Source organism: Pseudomonas sp. RC10-4-2 (assembly GCF_050433085.1).
GTDB classification, from domain to species: domain Bacteria; phylum Pseudomonadota; class Gammaproteobacteria; order Pseudomonadales; family Pseudomonadaceae; genus Pseudomonas; species Pseudomonas aeruginosa.
Map to the genome: position 1 here is coordinate 134,963 of NZ_JBNPXX010000007.1, position 19,510 is coordinate 154,472.

Below are 19,510 nucleotides of genomic sequence, written 5' to 3' on the forward strand. Positions count from 1 at the left end.
GAGGGCGGGCCTCCCCCGGGTCCGATCAATGGTCGTCGAGGTATTTTTCGGCATCCAGCGCGGCCATGCAGCCGGCGCCGGCGGAAGTGATGGCCTGGCGGTAGACGTGGTCGGCCACGTCGCCGGCGGCGAACACGCCTTCGATGCTGGTCTGGGTGGCATTGCCTTCGCTGCCGCCGTGGATCCGCAGGTAGCCGTCGCGCATTTCCAGTTGGCCCTGGAACAGGTCGGTGTTCGGCTTGTGGCCGATGGCGATGAACACGCCGGCCAGCGATAGCTCGCTGGTGCTGCCGTCGATGGTGCTCTTCAGGCGTACGCCGGTGACGCCGCTGGCGTCGCCCAGCACCTCGTCCAGGGTGGTGTTCCAGTGCAGGCGCACGTTGCCGTTCTCGGCCTTGTCGAACAGCTTGTCCTGGAGGATCTTCTCCGAGCGCAGCTTGTCGCGACGGTGGATCAGGTGGACTTCCTTGGCGATGTTGGCCAGATACAGCGCTTCCTCGACGGCGGTATTGCCGCCGCCGACCACGCAGACCACCTGGTTGCGGTAGAAGAAGCCGTCGCAGGTGGCGCAGGCGGAAACGCCCTTGCCCATGAAGGCTTCTTCCGACGACATGCCCAGGTATTGCGCGGAGGCACCGGTGGCAATGATCAATGCATCGCAGGTATAAGTGCCACTATCGCCCTTCAGTGTGAAGGGGCGCTGTTGCAACTCGGCGGTGTGGATGTGGTCGTAGACGATCTCGGTGTCGAAACGCTCGGCGTGCTGCTGCATGCGGGTCATCAGCGCCGGGCCGGTAAGGCCTTCGACGTCGCCCGGCCAGTTGTCGACTTCGGTGGTGGTGGTCAGCTGGCCGCCTGGCTGGATGCCGGTGATCACCACTGGCTTGAGATTGGCGCGTGCGGCGTACACGGCGGCGGTATAGCCGGCCGGACCGGAGCCCAGGATGATGAGGCGCGAATGCTTGACTTCACTCATAAAAAGACTCCATAAGCCTTTGTCACATAAGAAAATGCGTGCTCCAATGGAGCCGCCTGAAGAGTTCTGCCGGCTATGCTACACCTATCCGCAAAAGGCCGGCAAAACCCCGGGGCCGGGATCAGCCACGCACGGATTGCCGCTGATTTCGGGTGTGATTTTTCAGAGTTTCCCTAAAGCCGTACAATAGGCGCGTTTTGACCAAGACAGCTTCTAAAGCACCAGCCGTGCGCAGGAAAAATAGCGATTTGAAGGATTCGACCACCGCGAGCCATGCCGCCGCATGGCGTCAGCAACTGCATTCCCGCCTGAAGGAAGGGGTCCTGATCGCGCTGGGCGCGCTCTGCCTCTACTTGTGGATGGCTCTGCTCACCTATGACCCGGCCGATCCGAGCTGGAGTCACTCGAGCCAGGTTGACCAGGTGCAGAATGCCGCCGGTCGGCTCGGTGCGGTATCCGCCGATATCCTGTTCATGACGCTCGGCTACTTCGCCTACCTCTTTCCGCTGTTGCTGGGCATCAAGACCTGGCAGGTATTCCGCCGCCGCAACCTGCCGTGGGAATGGAACACCTGGCTGTTTTCCTGGCGCCTGGTCGGGCTGATCTTCCTGATCCTGGCCGGCTCGGCACTGGCCTACATCCATTTCCACGCCAGCGGCCACATGCCGGCCAGCGCCTCGGCCGGCGGCGCCATCGGCCAGAGCCTGGGCCGCGTCGCGGTGGATGCGCTGAACGTGCAGGGCAGCACGCTGGTGTTCTTCGCCCTGTTCCTCTTCGGCCTGACGGTGTTCGCCGACCTCTCCTGGTTCAAGGTGATGGATGTCACCGGCAAGATCACCCTGGACTTCTTCGAACTGATCCAGAACGCCTTCAATCGCTGGATGGGCGCGCGCGCCGAGCGCAAGCAACTGGTCGCGCAACTGCGCGAGGTCGACGAGCGCGTCGCCGAGGTGGTGGCGCCGAGCGTGCCGGACCGCCGCGAACAGTCCAAGGCCAAGGAGCGCCTGCTGGAACGCGAAGAGGCCCTGGCCAAGCACATGAGCGAGCGGGAGAAGCGCCCGCCGCCGAAGATCGATCCGCCACCGCCGCCGAAGGCCCCGGAGCCGAGCAAGCGCGTGCTGAAAGAGAAGCAGGCGCCGCTGTTCGTCGATACGGCGGTGGAGGGCACCCTGCCGCCGCTGTCGCTGCTCGATCCGGCGGAAGTGAAGCAGAAGAGCTACTCGCCCGAGTCGCTGGAGGCGATGTCGCGCCTGCTGGAGATCAAGCTGAAGGAGTTCGGCGTCGAGGTCAGCGTGGATTCGGTGCATCCGGGCCCCGTGATCACCCGTTTCGAGATCCAGCCCGCGGCGGGGGTCAAGGTCAGCCGCATTTCCAACCTGGCCAAGGACCTGGCGCGCTCGCTGGCGGTGATCAGCGTGCGGGTGGTGGAAGTGATTCCCGGCAAGACCACCGTCGGCATCGAGATTCCCAACGAAGACCGGCAGATGGTGCGCTTCTCCGAAGTGCTGTCGTCGCCGGAGTACGACGAGCACAAGTCCACCGTGCCGCTGGCCCTGGGCCACGACATCGGCGGTCGGCCGATCATCACCGACCTGGCGAAGATGCCGCACCTGCTGGTGGCCGGTACCACCGGCTCCGGTAAGTCGGTGGGGGTCAACGCCATGCTCCTGTCGATCCTGTTCAAGTCCACGCCGAGCGAGGCGCGACTGATCATGATCGACCCGAAGATGCTCGAACTGTCGATCTACGAAGGGATCCCGCACCTGCTCTGCCCGGTGGTCACCGACATGAAGGAAGCCGCCAACGCCCTGCGCTGGAGCGTGGCGGAGATGGAGCGGCGCTACCGCCTGATGGCGGCCATGGGTGTGCGCAACCTGGCTGGCTTCAACCGCAAGGTGAAGGACGCCGAGGAGGCTGGCACGCCGCTGACCGACCCGCTGTTCCGTCGCGAAAGCCCGGACGACGAGCCGCCGCAGCTGAGCACCCTGCCGACCATCGTGGTGGTGGTCGACGAATTCGCCGACATGATGATGATCGTCGGCAAGAAGGTCGAGGAGCTTATCGCCCGTATCGCGCAGAAGGCGCGGGCGGCCGGTATCCACCTGATCCTGGCGACCCAGCGGCCGTCGGTGGACGTGATCACCGGCCTGATCAAGGCCAACATCCCGACCCGGATCGCCTTCCAGGTCTCCAGCAAGATCGACTCGCGCACCATCCTCGACCAGGGTGGCGCCGAACAGCTTCTCGGCCACGGCGACATGCTCTACCTGCCGCCGGGCACAGGCCTGCCGATTCGCGTGCACGGCGCCTTCGTTTCCGACGACGAGGTGCACCGGGTGGTCGAGGCCTGGAAGCTGCGCGGCGCGCCCGACTACATCGAGGACATCCTCGCTGGCGTCGACGAAGGCGGCAGCGGTGGCGGTTCCTTCGATGGCGGCGACGGCTCCGGCGAAGGCAGCGAGGACGACCCGCTCTACGACGAGGCGGTACGTTTCGTCACCGAGAGTCGCCGGGCATCGATCTCCGCCGTGCAACGCAAGCTGAAGATCGGCTACAACCGCGCCGCGCGGATGATCGAGGCGATGGAGATGGCCGGCGTGGTCACCCCGATGAATACCAACGGCTCCCGCGAAGTCATCGCGCCGGCGCCGGTTCGTGATTGAACCCGACAGGTTTTAGAGGATTCCGATGCGACTGATCCGCACGTTGTTCGTTGCCGCCCTGGCCATGGGCGCTTCGCTGGCCCATGCCGACGACAGCGCCGCTGTCCAGCGCCTGACCGGCCTGCTGAACAAGGCCCAGACCCTGACCGCGCGTTTTTCCCAACTGACCCTGGACGGTAGCGGCACGCGCCTGCAGGAAACCGCCGGCCAACTGAGCCTGAAGCGGCCGGGACTGTTCCGCTGGCATACCGATGCGCCGAACGAGCAATTGCTCATTTCCAACGGCGAGAAGGTCTGGCTGTACGACCCGGACCTGGAGCAGGTGACCATCCAGAAGCTCGATCAGCGCCTGACCCAGACGCCGGCGCTGCTGCTCTCCGGCGACATCTCGAAGATCAGCGAAAGCTTCGCCATCACCTACAAGGAGGGCGGCAACGTAGTCGATTTCGTGCTCAAGCCGAAGACCAAGGACACCCTCTTCGACACCTTGCGCCTGTCGTTCCGCAGCGGCAAGGTGAACGACATGCAGATGATCGATGGCGTCGGCCAGCGCACCAACATCCTGTTCTTCGACGTGAAGATGAACGAGGCGCTGGATGCCAAGCAATTCACCTTCGACGTTCCGCCGGGCGTCGACGTGATCCAGGAGTAAGCGCAAGCCGTGGATCTGTTCCGCAGCGAGCCCGTCGCGCAGCCCCTGGCGGCACGGCTGAGGCCCGCAAACCTGGACGAGTACGTGGGGCAGGAACACCTGCTGGCCCGCGGCAAGCCCTTGCGCGAGGCGCTGGAGCAGGGCGCGCTGCACTCGATGATCTTCTGGGGCCCGCCGGGAGTCGGCAAGACTACCCTGGCGCGGCTGCTGGCGCAGGTGTCGGACGCCCATTTCGAGACCATTTCCGCGGTGCTGTCCGGGGTCAAGGAGATCCGCCAGGCGGTCGAGGTGGCCAAGCAGCACGCGGCGCAATACGGGCGCCGGACCATCCTGTTCGTCGATGAGGTGCACCGCTTCAACAAGAGCCAGCAGGATGCCTTCCTGCCCTATGTGGAAGACGGCACGCTGATCTTCATTGGCGCGACCACCGAGAACCCGTCCTTCGAGTTGAACAATGCGCTGCTCTCGCGGGCTCGCGTGTATGTCCTCAAGAGCCTCGACGAAGCCGCCCTGCGCAAGCTGGTGGGCCGCGCGCTGAACGAGGACAAGGGCCTCGGCAAGCGCAAGCTGAGGCTGCCGGAGGAGAGCTTCCAGGTTCTCCTGGCCGCCGCCGACGGCGATGGGCGGCGCCTGCTGAACCTGCTGGAGAACGCTGCCGACCTCGCCGAGGACGGCAGCGAGATCAGCCCCGAGCTGCTGCAGAATCTGCTCGGCGATACCCGCCGACGTTTCGACAAGGGCGGCGAGGCGTTCTACGACCAGATCAGCGCGCTGCACAAGTCGGTGCGCGGCTCCAATCCCGACGCGGCACTCTATTGGTTCGCGCGTATGCTCGACGGCGGCTGCGATCCCCTGTACATCGCCCGGCGGGTGGTGCGCATGGCCAGCGAGGAGGTTGGCAACGCCGATCCTCGCGCCCTCGGCCTATGCCTGTCGGCCTGGGACGTGCAGGAGCGCCTGGGCAGCCCCGAAGGCGAGCTGGCGGTGGCCCAGGCCATCGTCTACCTGGCCTGTGCGCCGAAGAGCAATGCGGTGTACAGCGCGTTCAACGCGGCGATGCGCGACGTCGCCGAAAGCGGCTCGCGGGAAGTGCCATTGCACTTGCGCAACGCGCCGACCAAATTGATGAAGAGCCTCGGCTATGGCGAGGAATACCGCTACGCCCACGACGAGCCGGATGCCTATGCCGCCGGAGAGGATTATTTCCCCGAGGATCTGGAGCCGCGGCGTTACTATCAACCGGTGCCGAGGGGCCTGGAACTGAAGATCCGCGACAAGCTGGAACACCTGGCCGAGCTGGATCGCACCAGTCCCCGCCAACGCAGAAAATCCTGAGCGGTATGGGCTCGGCGGAGCTAGCCAGGCTTCCGCGACGGCGTCGATGACGTCGCCGGGGCCGGCGAAGCGCCAACCGGGCCACGAACCGCCGATAACCGACACGAGACGAGAAAAGAGCATGCTCGATCCCAAACTGGTACGCACCCAGCCGCAAGAAGTGGCTGCCCGCCTGGCCACCCGTGGCTTCCAACTGGATGTCGCACGCATCGAAGCGCTGGAAGAGCAGCGCAAGTCGGTACAGACCCGTACCGAGCAGCTGCAAGCCGAGCGCAACGCGCGTTCCAAGGCGATCGGCCAGGCCAAGCAGCGTGGCGAGGATATCGCGCCGCTGCTGGCCGATGTCGATCGCATGGGCTCCGAGCTGGAGGAAGGCAAGCGCCAGCTGGACGCCATCCAGGGCGAACTGGATGCCATGCTGCTGGGCATTCCCAACCTGCCGCACGAGTCGGTGCCGGTCGGTGCCGACGAGGACGCCAACGTCGAAGTGCGTCGCTGGGGCACGCCGAAGACCTTCGATTTCGAGGTCAAGGACCATGTCGCCCTCGGTGAACGGCACGGCTGGCTGGATTTCGAGACCGCCGCCAAGCTTTCCGGCGCGCGCTTCGCCCTCATGCGCGGCCCGATCGCCCGCCTGCATCGCGCCCTGGCGCAGTTCATGATCAACCTGCATACCGCCGAGCATGGCTACGAGGAGGCCTACACCCCCTATCTCGTCCAGGCTCCGGCGCTGCAAGGCACCGGCCAGTTGCCGAAGTTCGAGGAGGACCTGTTCAAGATCGGCCGCGACGGCGAAGCCGACCTCTACCTGATCCCGACCGCCGAGGTTTCGCTGACCAACATCGTCTCCGGGCAGATCCTCGACGCCAAGCAATTGCCGCTGAAGTTCGTCGCCCATACCCCGTGCTTCCGCAGCGAGGCCGGTGCCTCCGGGCGCGATACCCGCGGCATGATCCGTCAGCATCAGTTCGACAAGGTGGAGATGGTGCAGATCGTCGATCCGGCCACTTCCTACGAGGCGCTGGAAGGCCTGACCGCCAACGCCGAGCGCGTCCTGCAACTGCTCGAGTTGCCGTATCGGGTGCTGGCGCTGTGCACCGGCGACATGGGCTTCGGTGCGACCAAGACCTACGACCTGGAAGTCTGGGTTCCCAGCCAGGACAAGTACCGCGAGATTTCCTCCTGCTCCAACTGCGGCGACTTCCAGGCCCGGCGCATGCAGGCCCGCTACCGCAATCCGGAAACCGGCAAGCCCGAGCTGGTGCACACCCTCAACGGCTCCGGCCTGGCCGTCGGCCGCACCTTGGTGGCGGTACTGGAGAACTACCAGCAGGCGGACGGCTCGATCCGTGTGCCGGAAGTCCTCAAGCCCTACATGGCTGGCATCGAGGTGATCGGCTGACATGGATTTCCTGCCGCTGTTCCACTCCTTGCAAGGGCGCCTCGCGCTGGTGGTCGGTGGCGGCGAAGTCGCCCTGCGCAAGGCGCGCCTGCTGGCCGACGCCGGCGCGCGCCTGCGCGTGGTCGCGCCGCAGATCCACATCGAACTGCGGCATCTGGTGGAGCAGGGCGGCGGCGAGCTGCTCGAACGCGACTACCAGGACGGCGACCAGCCCGGCTGCGTCCTGATCATCGCCGCCACCGACGACGAACCGCTGAACGCCGAGGTGTCGCGAGCGGCCAATGCGCGCGGGATACCGGTCAACGTGGTGGACGCGCCGGCCCTGTGCAGCGTGATCTTCCCGGCCATCGTCGACCGTTCGCCGCTGGTGGTGGCGGTCTCCAGCGGCGGCGATGCGCCCGTGCTGGCGCGGCTGATCCGGGCCAAACTGGAAACCTGGATTCCCTCGACCTACGGGCAACTGGCCGGACTCGCCAGCCGCTTCCGCCACCGGGTCAAGGAATTGCTACCCGACCTGCAGCAGCGCCGGGTGTTCTGGGAAAACCTGTTCCAGGGCGAGATCGCCGAGCGTGTCCTGGCCGGCCGTCCGGCGGAAGCCGAGCGTCTCCTGGAGGAGCACCTGGCCGGCGGCCTCGCGCACATAGCCACGGGCGAGGTATATCTGGTCGGGGCCGGGCCGGGGGATCCGGACCTGCTGACGTTCCGTGCCCTGCGCCTGATGCAGCAGGCCGACGTGGTGCTCTACGATCGCCTGGTGGCGCCGTCGATCCTCGAATTATGCCGCCGCGATGCCGAACGCCTGTACGTCGGCAAGCGCCGCGCCGAACATGCGGTGCCGCAGGATCGGATCAACCGCCTGCTGGTGGAGCTGGCCAGCCAGGGCAAGCGCGTGCTGCGCCTGAAGGGTGGCGACCCGTTCATCTTCGGCCGCGGCGGTGAGGAAATCGACGAACTGGCTGCCCACGGCATACCTTTCCAGGTCGTGCCGGGAATCACCGCGGCCAGCGGCTGCGCGGCCTACGCCGGGATTCCACTGACTCATCGCGATCATGCGCAATCGGTTCGTTTCGTCACCGGTCATCTGAAGGACGGCACCACCGACCTGCCGTGGCAGGACCTGGTAGCGCCTGGCCAGACCCTGGTGTTCTACATGGGCCTGGTGGGATTGCCGGTGATCTGCGAGCAACTGGTCGCCCACGGTCGCTCCGCACAGACCCCGGCGGCGCTGATCCAGCAGGGGACCACCGCCCAGCAGCGGGTATTCACCGGAACCCTGGAAAACCTGCCGCAACTGGTGGCTGAGCACGAAGTGCATGCGCCGACCCTGGTGATCGTCGGCGAAGTCGTGCAACTGCGCGACAAGCTGGCCTGGTTCGAAGGCGCCCGCGAGGACGCCTGAGCCTTCAGCCTTCTCCCCAGATGCCCTTGCCGGGAAGTCGTTCCCGGCCTGGCGCGCGCGCCAGGTCGAGACGCGGGCCCAGCGGTACTATCCCGGTCGGGTTGATGGTGCGGTGGCTGGCGTAGTAGTGCCCCTTGATATGTTCGAAGTCCACTGTCTCGCCGATGCCCGGGCGTTGGTACAGCTCGCGCAACCAGCCGGAGAGATTCGGGTAGTCTTCGATGCGCCGCAGGTTGCACTTGAAGTGTCCGTGGTACACCGCATCGAAGCGCACCAGGGTGGTGAACAGGCGGATATCGGCCTCGGTCAGGTATTCGCCGGCCAGGTAGCGGCGTTCGCCGAGCAAGCCTTCCAGGTAGTCCAGCTCCTCGAACAACTGGACGAAGGCCTCCTCGTAGGCGTCCTGGCGAGTGGCGAAGCCAGCACGGTACACGCCGTTGTTGACCGCAGGATAGATGCGTCCGTTGAGGCGTTCGATCTCCTCGCGCAGCGGCTCCGGGTAGAAGTCCAGCGCGTTGGCGCCGATGGCGTCGAAGGCGCTGTTGAAGATGCGGACGATATCGGCTGATTCGTTGTTGACGATCTTCTGCGCCTGCTTGTCCCACAGCAGCGGCACCGTGACCCGGCCGCTGTAGTGCGGGTCGTCGCGGGTGTAGCGCTGGTGCAGAAAGGCCAGGCCGTCGAGGCGATCGCCGGTGGAGCCGTGGGCGGGGTCGAAGGTCCAGCCGTTCTCGCGCATCAGCCAACTGACCACCGAAACATCGACCAGCGACTCCAGCCCCTTCAGCTTGCGCACGATCAGGGTCCGATGGGCCCAGGGGCAGGCCAGCGAGACATAGAGATGGTAGCGCCCGCCCTCGGCGGGGAACGCCGGCTCGCCCAGCCAATGGCGGCGCTGGGCGTTTTCGCGCTGGAAGCGGCCGTCTTTCTGTGTGTCATACCACTGGTCGTGCCAGCGGCCATCGATCAACTGTCCCATGAGCGGGTTCCTCCATACGTCGTTGGAGGAACAGTCTAGTGTCGGGCGATCGATAAATTTATATAAATAAAGGGCTATTCGTATCGATCAGATCGATTCGTTTCGGGTCGCCCAGTAGTGTGCGGCTTCCTTGAAGGCTTCTTCGCGATTCTTGCCAAGGGCCCGTAGCGCCAGGGCCATGCTGGAGAGCACCGCCAGGTGGCCATAGGCGTCGCCTTCGCGGCCGTCCCAGACGGCCCGAAGGAAACCCGGGTCGAGCTGTTCCGGCTTCATGTGCCGGTGCGTCGACAATGCCGGCCATTCCTCGTCCCAGGCTTCGCCCTGGTCGCAACCATACAGGTGGGCGACGACGTCCGGGTTGACTTCGATCTCGCCGCCTTCGCCCTTGATGACGATGGCCCGGTCGCCGAGCAGGCGGCTGGCCTCGCGGTGGGTTTCCTGGTAACCGGGGTGGAAGATGCTCTGCAGGATGCAATCCGCATTCAGGGGGTTGAGCAGGCGAACCAGCGAATGGATCGGCGAGCGCAGGCCGAGGGTATTGCGCAGATCAATCATGCGTTGCAGCACCGGCATCCAGGCGCCGAGCGGAATGAACGCCAGGTGGCCGCGCTCCAGGGCCTGTTCTACCTGCAGCCAGTCGTGGCAGAGCGGGATCTCCAGCGCCGCCAGCAACTGTTCGCTGTACAGGCGTCCGGCGGTATGCGCGCCGCCGCCGTGCATGAGGATGCGCACGCCATGGCCGGCCAGGCATTTGGCGGCCAGCAGGTACCAAGGCAGGTGGCGCTTCTTGCCGGCGTAACTGGGCCAGTCGAGGTCGACGCGCAAGGACGGGACTTGCAGGCGTTCGCGCACCGCCTCGGTGAAACCGGCCAGTTCCTCGCTGCTTTCCTCCTTGTGCCGCAGGAGCATGAGGAAGGCGCCCAGCTGGGCGTCCTCGACCCTGCCGTCGAGGATCATGCCGAGGGCCTCGCGGGCTTCCTCCCGGGTCAGGCTGCGCGCTCCGCGCTTGCCTTTGCCGAGGATGCGGACGAACTGGGCGAACGGATGTTCGGCGGGAGTCGAGAGAGTCATAGACAGTTGCTCGGTTTCGGCAGGCCGGCCAGCTTCGCGCCAAGCTTGGCCGGGGCGCCCTTGAACAGGTGGTTGAGGTGCAGGCTGTTGCCCTTGTCCGGACCCAGTCGCTGGGCGACGTACTTGATCAGCGGGCGGTTGGCCGGAGACAGCTGGAACTCCGCATAGAACTCGCGGAGCAGTTGGAGAATCTCCCAGTGCTCGGCGGTCAGGGCCAGCTCCTCGCGGGCGGCCAGGGCTTCCGCCACCGGCTCCGACCAATCGTCGAGGGCGGCGAGGTAGCCGTCCTTGTCCAGCCGGATTTCCCGGCCTTCCAGCATAAGGAGCGTCATAGCCAACTGTTGACCTTGTCGAAGCGGGTGGCGAGTTCGACGAAGCCGGGGTAGTCCACCGCCACCAGGCGAGCGGGGACGTCCTCGATACCGCGCGCCTGGAGGTCTTCCAGCAGGGCGAACAGTTCGATTTCCGCCGGCATCAGTTCCAGGGCCTGGCAGGCGTGGCTGCCGGCCAGCAGGGCGTGCACGGCGTCGCCGCAGAGCAGCAGGCCGTCGCCGGGGTTGAGCAGGTACAGGCAACTGCCCAGGCGGCCGTCATTGAACGGCGAGCGGGACAGTACGTGGAGGGTCGTGGCCATCAGAGGGTAATCACCTGGTCGTAGCGTTGCAGCAGGTCGCGCAGGGCCTGGTCGTCGAGCACCTCGACCGCGAGGGCCAGGCGCTCTTCAGCCAGGCCACGCTCGCGCAGGCTACGGGCCGAGACGTAGAGGTCGTCCACGCCGAACATCGGCAGGGCCTGCAGGTTGGCCTGCAGGTCCTTCTGCTGCAGGTGCGCAGGATGCTGGCCGGGAGCCAGCTGGAACGCGCCGTCGTCGAGGAACAGCATGCCGACCGGTAGATCGAAGGCGCCGCCGGCCAGGGCTATGTCCAGCGCCTCGCGGGCGCTCGGGCCGGACCAGGGCGACTGGCGGCTGATGATCAGCAGCGACTGGCTCATCGGTCGCCTCCGAAGCAGACCAGGCGGTCCGCGCTTTGCGCCGCCTCGTGCAACTGGCCGAGTCCGGACAGTTCCCATGGTGCGCCAAGGTTGGCGCCGGGACGGCCGTAGCGTTCGGCTTCCTCGGCGTTCAGCACGCCGCGGCGCAGGGCGGCGGCGATGCAGACCACGGCGTCCAGGCCGTTGCGCTCGACCAACTCGCGCCAGGCGGCGGGCAGGTCGAACTCGTCCTGGCCGCTCACGACGTTGGCCGAGGCGCTGTGCACGCCGTCCTGGTAGAAGAACAGGCGGACGATTTCGTGCCCGCCGGCCAGCGCGGCTTCGCTGAAGCGCAGCGCGCGGCGGGCGGCGGGGGAGTGGGGAGGGTCGAATAGGGCGATGGCGAATTTCATGCTGCGATACGCGAAGGATTTCTTCGAATGATAAACCAATGCCTGTGTTTTGCCGGTCCGCAAATGAAAAAGCCCGTCGCGGGGACGGGCTTTTCCGGAGGCGTTTTCTATCAGTCGTCGCCGCCGGCGATGCCGAAGATCTGCAACAGGCTGATGAACAGGTTGTAGATCGACACGTACAGGCTGATGGTGGCCATGATGTAGTTGCGTTCGCCGCCGTGGATGATCGCGCTGGTCTGGTAGAGGATCATCGCCGAGGAGAACAGGACGAAGCCGGCGCTGATCGCCAGTTGCAGGCCACTGATCTGGAAGAACAGCGATACCAGCACGGCGCCCAGCAGGACGAAGAAGCCGGCGGTGATGAAGCCGGACAGGAAGCTCATGTCCTTGCGGGTGGTCAGCACATAGGCGGACAGGCCGAAGAACACCAGGGCGGTCATGGCGAACGCCGAAGTGATGACGCTGCCGCCGTTGGGCAGGCCGAGGTACATGTTGAGGATCGGGCCGAGCGTGTAGCCCATGAAGCCGGTCAGGGCGAAAGTGCTGACCAGGCCCCAGGCGCTGTTGCGCAGCTTCACGGTGAGGAAGAACAGGCCGTAGAAGCCGATCAGCACCACGAACACGTTCGGATAGGGCAGGCGCATCTGCTGCGAAACGTAGGCCACCAGGCCGCTGAAGGCCAGGGTGAGTGCCAGCAGGCCGTAGGTATTGCGCAGAACGCCGCTGACTTCACGCTGTTCCGCGACGGCGGAGTTCAGCTGATATTGCTGTTCTTGCATGGTGTGGGTACTCCTTAACGGGAACGGGTCCATGACGTACTGATGGGCATGATAGCAAAGCCTCTGCCAGGGCCAATCGATAGAGTTTGACAGTGTGTTGCTATCCGGTACTATGGCGCCCCGCGATGCGGAGGTGTGGCCGAGTGGTTTAAGGCAACGGTCTTGAAAACCGTCGAAGGGGAGACTCTTCCGTGAGTTCGAATCTCACCGCCTCCGCCATATAACCTTATGTTTTCATTGATGTTTTCATTCGACCCACTCTCAGAAGTGAACGATTTGGGAACAAATTGGGAACGAGGCGCAGAAAAAAGGGGCCCCGCAAGGCCCCTTTTTCGTTGCTTCAGGAAAGTTTCAGCGCCTGATTCAGCAGACCTACGATGTCGGGGCCGTCCTTGCTGATCCACTTGGCGTAATGCTTGAAGATCATCGCCGTCGAGGTGTGCCCCATCTGGTCCGCGATCCATTCGGGAGTGGCGATGCCGCTGCTGAGCATCTGGCTGGCGAAGGTGTGGCGGCACTGATTGGGACCACGCGAGCGGACGCCCGCATTCCTGAGGTGGCCATGCCACCAGCCGTTGCGCAGCGTATCCGACGTGGAGTACGCCGCCCCGCTAGCACTGTTGTGGAACACGAAGCGTACCCGTTGAGCCTTTCTAGTCCGGTTGTCGCGGTCTATCACCTCGATCTGTACGGGCGGAAGGCGTCTGGTTAGCTTGGCCTGCTGCTGCAGTGCGCGCAGCGCCGGGGCCAGTAGCTGGACCTTCCTCGTCGATCGGCGAGTCTTGGTGACCTTGTACTGGCTGCGTACACGGGCGCGGCGGAAAACCACGGTCCCCGTGTCCAAATCGACATCTTCCCAGGCCAGAGCTATGGCCTCGCTGACGCGGGGGCCGCTCCAGATCATGAATTCCGCCAGGTTCAGCTCACCGATGCGCGCGGTTTCGGTACCGAGGATGAGGTCGATTTCCTCTCGAGTGAATGGGTCTGGGTCATCCGCATCCGGGAGAGTGATCACGATGCCGTCTGTTGGGTCGTGCGCGGTCCGGTTCCGAGTTCGATACAGCCGGAAGATCTGCCGCAGGTTGCTGACGATCTCTCGCACCGTCTTGTTGTGCAGCTTGGGCATGAGCGTGTTCTGCACCCAGTCTTGAATATCCAGGTGGTCGATGCTGTCGGCCTGGCTGTCACCCCAGCGAGGTCGGACGTGGGTTTCCACGCGGCTGGTGTAGCCGCGGAAGCCGCTGGCGGCGATCTGGTTGCGTTTGATATCGAGCCAGAGGTCGATGTAATGGCCGAGGGTGTTGCTTTTCACCCGGGGTGAGTCCGGGAAGTGTCGGCTGTAGTTGAAGACTCCTTGCTTGATCTCGTAGTTGATGATGCCGGCCAGCCGTTCGGCATTGGCTATATTCTCGGGCGTTGCGTCCCCTGGTATGGACTCCCTACACAGCTCGCCCTGGTAGCGGAAGTAGATCCTGATCCGGTTTCCGCGTACCTCGACTCCGTCTGCCATCTGGTTCCCCTGATCCACACCAAGCGTTCAGGCTATCAAGCCTCCAAAAAATAGGCCCGCAAGCGGGCCAAGAAGATTCGTTGCCTGTTTCTGGTAGCTCTCTACCATTCAGTCAACACCATGAAGTACAGGATGAAGACAACCAAAGTCGCGAGAGAGAAGTTCAACAGGCTGCGAGGGCTGTCTAGCATTTTGAGTAGTTCGTGCATGAATATCCCCTTAACAGAACAGCAGCGGCTGTACCGCGCCGTCGGCGAAGACTTTGTCGAGAGGGGTGATGGCGATTGGCTCGTCGCCGTCCCAGCCATCCGGCCAGGTTCCGGCGGCGATCAGCTCGCGGATGCGGGCCTCTTCCTCGGCGTTGATCAGGTCGATGTGAGGGCGACCGAGGGGGTCGGCTGCGGCGTTGCATTCGGCCTGGATGGCCAGTACGCGCTCCAGGCCCATCAAGCGGGACTCCAGCAGAATCGGTCCCATACGCTGGGGGTTCGCGGCGATGCTGCCGTCCTTCAGCCGCTCGATGCCGGCCTTGCGTAGACGATGCTGGGGTTCGCGCAACTCGCGCCACAGCGGCTTGATGCGCTTGAGCGGCGCCAGGTACTGCCAGTACGGAACCAGCAGGATCGTGTCGAGCGCCTTGTCTTCATCAGTCAGCGGGCAACTGGTGCAACCGGTGCGCGCGTTGATTTCCTCGGCCTCGTCGCCGCCGTAGGCGTCGGCGATCATGGTGGTAGACCAGTCGCCGAATTCGGGCAGGGGGGCCCAGTGCTTCAGCCATTCCCAGACATGACAGACCCGCCAGTGCAGAAGCGGTGCGAGCGTGGCGATGCGTCCCTTGATGCCCTTTGCCTCGGGTAGAACCTTTTGATACCAGCCCTGGCCGCACTCTGCTCCATCCTTACCGCATGACATCTCGATGCGTTTGTCGCGTATTGCGCTCTCGCCCTGGCGTACGCCAGTGATCATCAACACGTTGCCGTCGAGCGCGGCCAGGCGTTGCTCGAGGGCGGTGACCATCGGGTCGACCTTGATTTGCCGGGTGCACCAGCGAAGCGTGTTGTTGTTCGGCGGTGGCACGCCCCTACCGAGGATGTAGACCATGAAGCGCTTGTCGAGCGGGGCCATGACCACTTCGACGTGGATGCCACGCTCTTCCAGCTCGTCCATGAGGTGACGCGCAGAGTTCGCCAGCGGCAGCAATTCCAGACGGGTATCGGCATAGAACACGGTCAAGGTTTTCGGCGCTTTCACTTTCCCGGCGTCGATCAGATAGAGCACCAGAGTGACAGTGGCGCTGCTGTCCTTACCGCCCGACCAGGCAATGGCCCAATGCTCATGATCGGCGCCATAGGCCTGTAGGGATTGGATTGTCAGTTCAATGCTCTCGGTCATCTGCAGGCGCTGGGCGCCGGCGGCGAAGATGTCGTTTTGACGCGGGGTAAAGGTCTTCACTGATGCGTCTCCGTCTGGGCAGAGCTCCGCTCCAAAAGGGCGATGCCTCCCTGCGCTTTCCTGGCCGCAAGGTTGGCCATGTAGCTGGCCCACTCGACCGCCTTGGCCTGTTGGCGAATCCGGCTGCAGCGCTGATGCTTGCCGGTGGAACGTGCGTTGCCGCAGATATCACAGATGCTCGGAAGGTCCAGCCGCTTGCTGGCCATCGCTGGACGAGTGCGGGCCGACGACGTGGTTGTGCTAGCCTTGGCGCCGCCGCCTTGAGGCTGATTCGCTTGCATGGTGTCTCTCCTTTGGGGTGGTCGGCGCCAGGGAGTTGCCGCTCCCTGGCGCCTCTTCTTCAACGCCGCGCGGGGTGCTCGCGCAGTTCCTGACAGCTGATGCAGCACTCACAACCCGGGGCGGCCTGGCGGCGAGCCTCGGGGATTCGCTCGCCGCAGTCTTCGCACCAGAGGGCGCTGGGCGCTGCGTTAACGGACGCTCGCTGTGCTAGGGCGGCCTGGACCATGTTCTCGGCCCGTTCGTTGGCCTGGTCGATCACATCCACAGTCAGCCCCCTTATGCCGGCAGTGTCGCTGCGGCCCAGCGTCTGCTCAGGTCCTGCCAGATCGCGTCGCCGTCTTCGAAGTACTCATGCACTTCCTGTTTCGGGGCGTAGTCCATACGCAGCACGGACAGGCACGCATCGAACAGCGCTGAGTCGAGTCTGCGCAGCTCGGTGAGGTCGAAGCGGTGGGCTGGGCCGTTGTACAGGCCGAGCAGGAACCGACCGATCACGCCGCTCTGGCCGCTGTCGCGCTGGGCGATCGGCAGCAGGTGTTTCAACGCGGTGAGGCCGGCTACCTCGCTCTCCTGCTGCCTGGTCTGGAAGTCGTGGATCAGTTGCAGATAGTCATGGGGGAGGGGTTGCATGGTGTCTCTCCTTTGGGGTTGCAGTTCCGGCGTTGCCGCGCCGGTCAGGCTTGGAAAATCCAGCACTTAACGGTGCTGGGTCGGTTGGTGAGAGGGTTCTGGCGGGCGTGTGCCGAACGCACGGCACTGTCGACGGCTTTGTATTCGATGAACTTGTGCCGGCGGGACTCTTTCAGCAGGTCGCGCAGGGTTGCCGCGTCGGCCACCTTCTGGCGGTGGTCGGCGGCCAGCTTCACGAACTCGTTGAGGTTGATGGCGATGGTTCCGGGGTTCTTGCTGTGGTTGAGCACCGGCTCTTCGCTGAGGTTTTCGAGGTAGTCGTAGACCTCCCAGAACTCGGCCACCTCGGGCGCGTCGGCGTTGACGGCGTCCTGGCGCTCCAGGGCCATCGTCATCAGGGTCTGCTGAGCGCAGGCGAGCTGGTGCTCGGACAGCGGCACCACCAGGCGCAGCGCGTCGACCAGGGCCATCATCTGCGCGTGGTTGAGGATCAGCCGCTCGATACGAATCTGCTTCAGACCGCGCAGCGTCGCGCTGTGAACCTTCAGCCGCTCGCGGAAGCACTCCAGCACGCGGGCCTCGGAGCGGATGGCCATCAGCAGGAAGTGGCTGACCTCGAGCACGCCCAGGTGGTTGAGGTTGTCGGCCGCGGCCTGGCTCTCGCGGGTGATCTCTGGGCGAATGAAGTGCAGCTTCACGATACGGGTCATGATCGCTTCGGAGGCCTGCACCGTGGCGTTCTGACTCATCACCAGGGTGCCGCGGAAGGGGGGCTCGTAGGTTTCGTTGCCGGCGGTCTTCTGGCCGGTCACGCCCAACGCGCGGCCGTTGAACAGCGGCTTGAACTCGTCCCAGTCGAAGGACTTGGCGGCGCCGCCGGCGCGGCTGTTGTCGCTGCGGTCGGCCTCGAGCATGACCATGGGCATGTTCGACAGCTGGGTTAGCCAGCGGCGCAGGCCCGCCTTGGTCATCTTCGACGGGTCCTGGCCCTCTTCGTCGGCGCGGCCGAGCAGCTTCCACAGGAAGGTGATCAGCGTGGACTTGCCGGCACCGGCCTCGCCGGTGGCTTCAAGGAACGGAAAGGACTGGAACTCGGCGCGGATCTGCTCCGCGAACAGCGAGCCGAACCAGAACGCCAGCGCCACCAGGCCCTTGGCGCCGAAGCAGGTCCACAGCCAGTCCAGCCACTCCGGGCGGTAGTCCTTGGCGTCGGTGGCGATCTGCAGCTTGATCGAGCGCTGCAGGGTCTTCAGCCGCAGCTTCTGGAACTCGAAGAAGTCTTCGGCGTTGGCCTTCTCGATTACGCCACCGCGCACCGCCACGTCGCCCAGGACGTAGCAGGCATGCTCCCGGCTGTAGCCCAGGTAATCGATGGTGGCCACCGTCTTCAGGCCGGTGAGTTGCAGCTTCATGATCTGGTCAAGCTGCGCGCCGCTGCCGGTGAATATCGCCCCGGCCGCCACGCCGAGCAGGCGCTTCTTGAACTCGCTGGCCGCCGCGACCTGGGCGCTGGTGAAGGTGTTCTTCACGCTCTCGTCGTCGGGGCGATCGATGCGAAAGTAGTACCAGCTCTCGTCTGTGACCTCGTTGCGCTGGAAGTACAGGGCCTGTGGGAAGCAGTTGGCGATTTCCACGACGCCGCCGGCTTGCTGCAGGGCCTTGTCGCGCATCTGTTTCTGGTTCAGCAATTGGTCGTCGTGGTTGTCGCTGTCCTCCAGGCTCTGCATGGCCTTGTTGAACTTCTCGATATCCAGCTTGAACCAGTAGAGGCGGTTGGCGAAGCGGAAGTGGAATTCACCGCGCTTGCCCCAGTCGTACATCAGCAGAGCCTTCTCGGCCGCACTCTCGGCAATCAGCAGAGCACCCTCATGACGCGCGGTCTTGAGGTCTTTCTCGATTTGTGCAGCGCGCTCGGCCGCGTCATCGATGAACATCCAGCGCTGGTGCAGGTCGTTCCAGTCGAATTTGCGGTTGTTGCGCTGCTGTAGTTGGGCCGCTTCGCAGACGTAGCCCAGGGCACGCGCTTCGGTCACCCAGCGCCGGGTGTACCTGTGGGCGCCAGGTTCGTTGTCCAGCGCCCAGATCAGTTTCGGCAGCTTGCCGCCACGGGCTGCCGCGAGCTCGCGCAAGGACTGCTCGGGGAAGGCGTTGGAGCTCATGGCCGACACGGCGTCGATGCCGTGGTGCAGCAGCGCGATGGCGTCGAAGATACCTTCGACGATCCACAGCTCCTTCACCTCCTGCAGGTCGACGCTGGGTGGGCACCACCAGACGCCGCGCGGGCTGTCGCCCGGCTTGAAGCGGGCCTTCTTCTTGCCGAAGCGGCTCGGGCGATCGATCAGGCGTTCCCAGTAGCCCCCTTTCTTCAATGGGAAACGGACTGTGGCGCTACCGATCTCAAGGTCACGGTCCCAGTAGTTTTCCTGGCTGTACCAGCCATCGATCAGCGTCAGGTCGAAGCCGCGGGCATGGGCTAGGTACGCCCGGGCCGAGGCGGCGGGTTCCTTGTCGGTGGCCGGCGCTCGCTTGCTCCAGTCGTCGAAGAGCTCCGGATAGATTTCCTTGATGTGCCAGGTGTCGCCGCACTTGCCGCGCCCGCAGCGGATGAACCAGGGGCTGTCGACCAGGGTGTAGAGCTCCTTTTTGCCACACGTCGGGCACTCGCCCTTGCGCATGTACTTCGTGCCCTTGATCGGCGTCAGGCCGTACTGATCCTGTAGGCGGCGCAGCACGTCGGCCTTTAGCTCGCGGTCCATTTCCTTCATGCGTGCCCCCGAATCTGCTTGCGCAGTTCGCGGATCGTCCGGCAGATGCCGGCAATGTGTGGGCGGTCCTCGAGGATGCGCTTGCCGCGTAGACCCTGCGGCGTATAGCGGTAGCGATCGTCGTACCAGCACTCGGCCATGGTGGCTTCGTACTGGCTGACCAGCCAGAGCAGATACTTCTCAGCCTGGTTCTGGTCCACTTCGACGGTGATTGAAATGTGGCCGCTCAT

The 19,510-nt window shown here is 64.6% G+C and carries 20 protein-coding genes and 1 tRNA gene; 6 read left to right on the forward strand and 15 right to left on the reverse strand.

What is annotated here, in order from left to right; all coding sequences use genetic code 11:
- Positions 1-25: 25 nt before the first annotated feature.
- Complete coding sequence (gene trxB / locus FHW81_RS26700) at positions 26-976, reverse strand: thioredoxin-disulfide reductase (RefSeq protein WP_003090421.1); 951 nt, start codon at positions 974-976, stop codon at positions 26-28.
- Between the two features lie 227 nt (positions 977-1,203).
- On the opposite strand from trxB, the gene ftsK reads away from it, so the two are divergent.
- The 5 genes from ftsK to cysG all read left to right on the forward strand — a co-directional run bounded on the left by ftsK (position 1,204) and on the right by cysG (position 8,427).
- A complete protein-coding gene (gene ftsK / locus FHW81_RS26705) occupies positions 1,204-3,639 on the forward strand; it encodes a DNA translocase FtsK (protein WP_003119977.1) in 2,436 nt (811 codons plus the stop codon).
- A 25-nt stretch (positions 3,640-3,664) separates the two neighbouring features.
- Positions 3,665-4,291 carry an outer membrane lipoprotein chaperone LolA gene (gene lolA / locus FHW81_RS26710; protein WP_003090414.1) on the forward strand — a complete coding sequence of 209 codons (627 nt, stop codon included), beginning with the start codon at positions 3,665-3,667 and terminating at the stop codon, positions 4,289-4,291.
- Between the two features lie 9 nt (positions 4,292-4,300).
- Positions 4,301-5,626 (forward strand): replication-associated recombination protein A, encoded by a 1,326-nt coding sequence (locus FHW81_RS26715; RefSeq protein WP_003097632.1) that lies wholly within the window; start codon positions 4,301-4,303, stop codon positions 5,624-5,626.
- A gap of 121 nt (positions 5,627-5,747) precedes the next feature.
- Positions 5,748-7,028, forward strand: a complete 1,281-nt coding sequence (serS, locus tag FHW81_RS26720) for a serine--tRNA ligase (RefSeq protein WP_003097631.1) — start codon at positions 5,748-5,750, stop codon at positions 7,026-7,028.
- Position 7,029: 1 nt separating this feature from the next.
- Entirely contained in the window at positions 7,030-8,427 is a 1,398-nt protein-coding gene (cysG, locus tag FHW81_RS26725) for a siroheme synthase CysG (RefSeq protein WP_003160439.1), read from the forward strand.
- A 4-nt stretch (positions 8,428-8,431) separates the two neighbouring features.
- On the opposite strand, the gene FHW81_RS26730 is transcribed toward cysG, so the two are convergent.
- The 7 genes from FHW81_RS26730 to FHW81_RS26760 form a co-directional block, all read right to left on the reverse strand.
- The gene (locus FHW81_RS26730; protein ID WP_003097628.1) at positions 8,432-9,406 is read right to left on the reverse strand and encodes a glutathione S-transferase family protein; all 975 of its coding nucleotides are present in this window, start codon (positions 9,404-9,406) and stop codon (positions 8,432-8,434) included.
- 87 nt (positions 9,407-9,493) lie between these two features.
- Positions 9,494-10,477, reverse strand: coding sequence for a glycosyl transferase family protein (locus FHW81_RS26735; RefSeq protein ID WP_003097625.1), 984 nt, complete (start codon positions 10,475-10,477; stop codon positions 9,494-9,496).
- Entirely contained in the window at positions 10,474-10,809 is a 336-nt protein-coding gene (locus tag FHW81_RS26740) for a TusE/DsrC/DsvC family sulfur relay protein (RefSeq protein WP_003119979.1), read from the reverse strand. The genes FHW81_RS26735 and FHW81_RS26740 overlap by 4 nt, the downstream gene beginning before the upstream one ends.
- On the reverse strand, positions 10,806-11,111 hold the full coding sequence (gene tusB, locus FHW81_RS26745) for a sulfurtransferase complex subunit TusB (protein WP_003090391.1): 306 nt from the start codon (positions 11,109-11,111) through the stop codon (positions 10,806-10,808). Before tusB ends, FHW81_RS26740 begins: the two co-directional genes overlap by 4 nt.
- Positions 11,111-11,470, reverse strand: a complete 360-nt coding sequence (gene tusC, locus FHW81_RS26750) for a sulfurtransferase complex subunit TusC (RefSeq protein ID WP_003090389.1) — start codon at positions 11,468-11,470, stop codon at positions 11,111-11,113. Before tusC ends, tusB begins: the two co-directional genes overlap by 1 nt.
- On the reverse strand, positions 11,467-11,862 hold the full coding sequence (tusD, locus tag FHW81_RS26755) for a sulfurtransferase complex subunit TusD (RefSeq protein ID WP_003090387.1): 396 nt from the start codon (positions 11,860-11,862) through the stop codon (positions 11,467-11,469). Before tusD ends, tusC begins: the two co-directional genes overlap by 4 nt.
- Before the next feature lie 110 nt (positions 11,863-11,972).
- On the reverse strand, positions 11,973-12,641 hold the full coding sequence (locus FHW81_RS26760) for a Bax inhibitor-1/YccA family protein (protein ID WP_003090386.1): 669 nt from the start codon (positions 12,639-12,641) through the stop codon (positions 11,973-11,975).
- A 129-nt stretch (positions 12,642-12,770) separates the two neighbouring features.
- Here FHW81_RS26760 and FHW81_RS26765 point away from each other — a divergent pair.
- Positions 12,771-12,860 (forward strand) — tRNA-Ser (locus FHW81_RS26765).
- A 121-nt stretch (positions 12,861-12,981) separates the two neighbouring features.
- Here FHW81_RS26765 and FHW81_RS26770 read toward each other — a convergent pair.
- From FHW81_RS26770 to FHW81_RS26800, 7 genes are all read right to left on the reverse strand, one after another.
- Positions 12,982-14,151: an Arm DNA-binding domain-containing protein gene (locus tag FHW81_RS26770; RefSeq protein WP_089034914.1), complete on the reverse strand. Its 1,170-nt coding sequence runs from the start codon at positions 14,149-14,151 to the stop codon at positions 12,982-12,984.
- Between the two features lie 219 nt (positions 14,152-14,370).
- Positions 14,371-15,603 carry a phosphoadenosine phosphosulfate reductase family protein gene (locus FHW81_RS26775; protein WP_093976143.1) on the reverse strand — a complete coding sequence of 411 codons (1,233 nt, stop codon included), beginning with the start codon at positions 15,601-15,603 and terminating at the stop codon, positions 14,371-14,373.
- The gene (locus tag FHW81_RS26780) at positions 15,600-15,884 is read right to left on the reverse strand and encodes a hypothetical protein (protein WP_045107862.1); all 285 of its coding nucleotides are present in this window, start codon (positions 15,882-15,884) and stop codon (positions 15,600-15,602) included. The genes FHW81_RS26775 and FHW81_RS26780 overlap by 4 nt, the downstream gene beginning before the upstream one ends.
- A gap of 59 nt (positions 15,885-15,943) precedes the next feature.
- A complete protein-coding gene (locus FHW81_RS26785; RefSeq protein WP_031772051.1) occupies positions 15,944-16,150 on the reverse strand; it encodes a TraR/DksA family transcriptional regulator in 207 nt (68 codons plus the stop codon).
- A gap of 11 nt (positions 16,151-16,161) precedes the next feature.
- Complete coding sequence (locus tag FHW81_RS26790) at positions 16,162-16,515, reverse strand: DUF7673 family protein (protein ID WP_093976144.1); 354 nt, start codon at positions 16,513-16,515, stop codon at positions 16,162-16,164.
- A 44-nt stretch (positions 16,516-16,559) separates the two neighbouring features.
- Entirely contained in the window at positions 16,560-19,280 is a 2,721-nt protein-coding gene (locus FHW81_RS26795; RefSeq protein ID WP_128549623.1) for a toprim domain-containing protein, read from the reverse strand.
- Positions 19,277-19,510, reverse strand: a complete 234-nt coding sequence (locus tag FHW81_RS26800; protein WP_023083441.1) for a hypothetical protein — start codon at positions 19,508-19,510, stop codon at positions 19,277-19,279. Before FHW81_RS26800 ends, FHW81_RS26795 begins: the two co-directional genes overlap by 4 nt.

Coding starts and splice junctions, on each gene's coding strand:
- tusB (WP_003090391.1), bottom strand. CDS start 11,111: ATGGCCACGACCCTCCACGTACTGTCCCGCTCGCCGTTCAATGACGGC.
- lolA (WP_003090414.1), top strand. CDS start 3,665: ATGCGACTGATCCGCACGTTGTTCGTTGCCGCCCTGGCCATGGGCGCT.
- FHW81_RS26800 (WP_023083441.1), bottom strand. CDS start 19,510: ATGAGCGGCCACATTTCAATCACCGTCGAAGTGGACCAGAACCAGGCT.
- FHW81_RS26770 (WP_089034914.1), bottom strand. CDS start 14,151: ATGGCAGACGGAGTCGAGGTACGCGGAAACCGGATCAGGATCTACTTC.
- FHW81_RS26790 (WP_093976144.1), bottom strand. CDS start 16,515: ATGCAACCCCTCCCCCATGACTATCTGCAACTGATCCACGACTTCCAG.
- tusD (WP_003090387.1), bottom strand. CDS start 11,862: ATGAAATTCGCCATCGCCCTATTCGACCCTCCCCACTCCCCCGCCGCC.
- FHW81_RS26740 (WP_003119979.1), bottom strand. CDS start 10,809: ATGACGCTCCTTATGCTGGAAGGCCGGGAAATCCGGCTGGACAAGGAC.
- trxB (WP_003090421.1), bottom strand. CDS start 976: ATGAGTGAAGTCAAGCATTCGCGCCTCATCATCCTGGGCTCCGGTCCG.
- FHW81_RS26735 (WP_003097625.1), bottom strand. CDS start 10,477: ATGACTCTCTCGACTCCCGCCGAACATCCGTTCGCCCAGTTCGTCCGC.
- FHW81_RS26730 (WP_003097628.1), bottom strand. CDS start 9,406: ATGGGACAGTTGATCGATGGCCGCTGGCACGACCAGTGGTATGACACA.
- serS (WP_003097631.1), top strand. CDS start 5,748: ATGCTCGATCCCAAACTGGTACGCACCCAGCCGCAAGAAGTGGCTGCC.
- FHW81_RS26760 (WP_003090386.1), bottom strand. CDS start 12,641: ATGCAAGAACAGCAATATCAGCTGAACTCCGCCGTCGCGGAACAGCGT.
- tusC (WP_003090389.1), bottom strand. CDS start 11,470: ATGAGCCAGTCGCTGCTGATCATCAGCCGCCAGTCGCCCTGGTCCGGC.
- FHW81_RS26795 (WP_128549623.1), bottom strand. CDS start 19,280: ATGAAGGAAATGGACCGCGAGCTAAAGGCCGACGTGCTGCGCCGCCTA.
- cysG (WP_003160439.1), top strand. CDS start 7,030: ATGGATTTCCTGCCGCTGTTCCACTCCTTGCAAGGGCGCCTCGCGCTG.
- FHW81_RS26780 (WP_045107862.1), bottom strand. CDS start 15,884: ATGCAAGCGAATCAGCCTCAAGGCGGCGGCGCCAAGGCTAGCACAACC.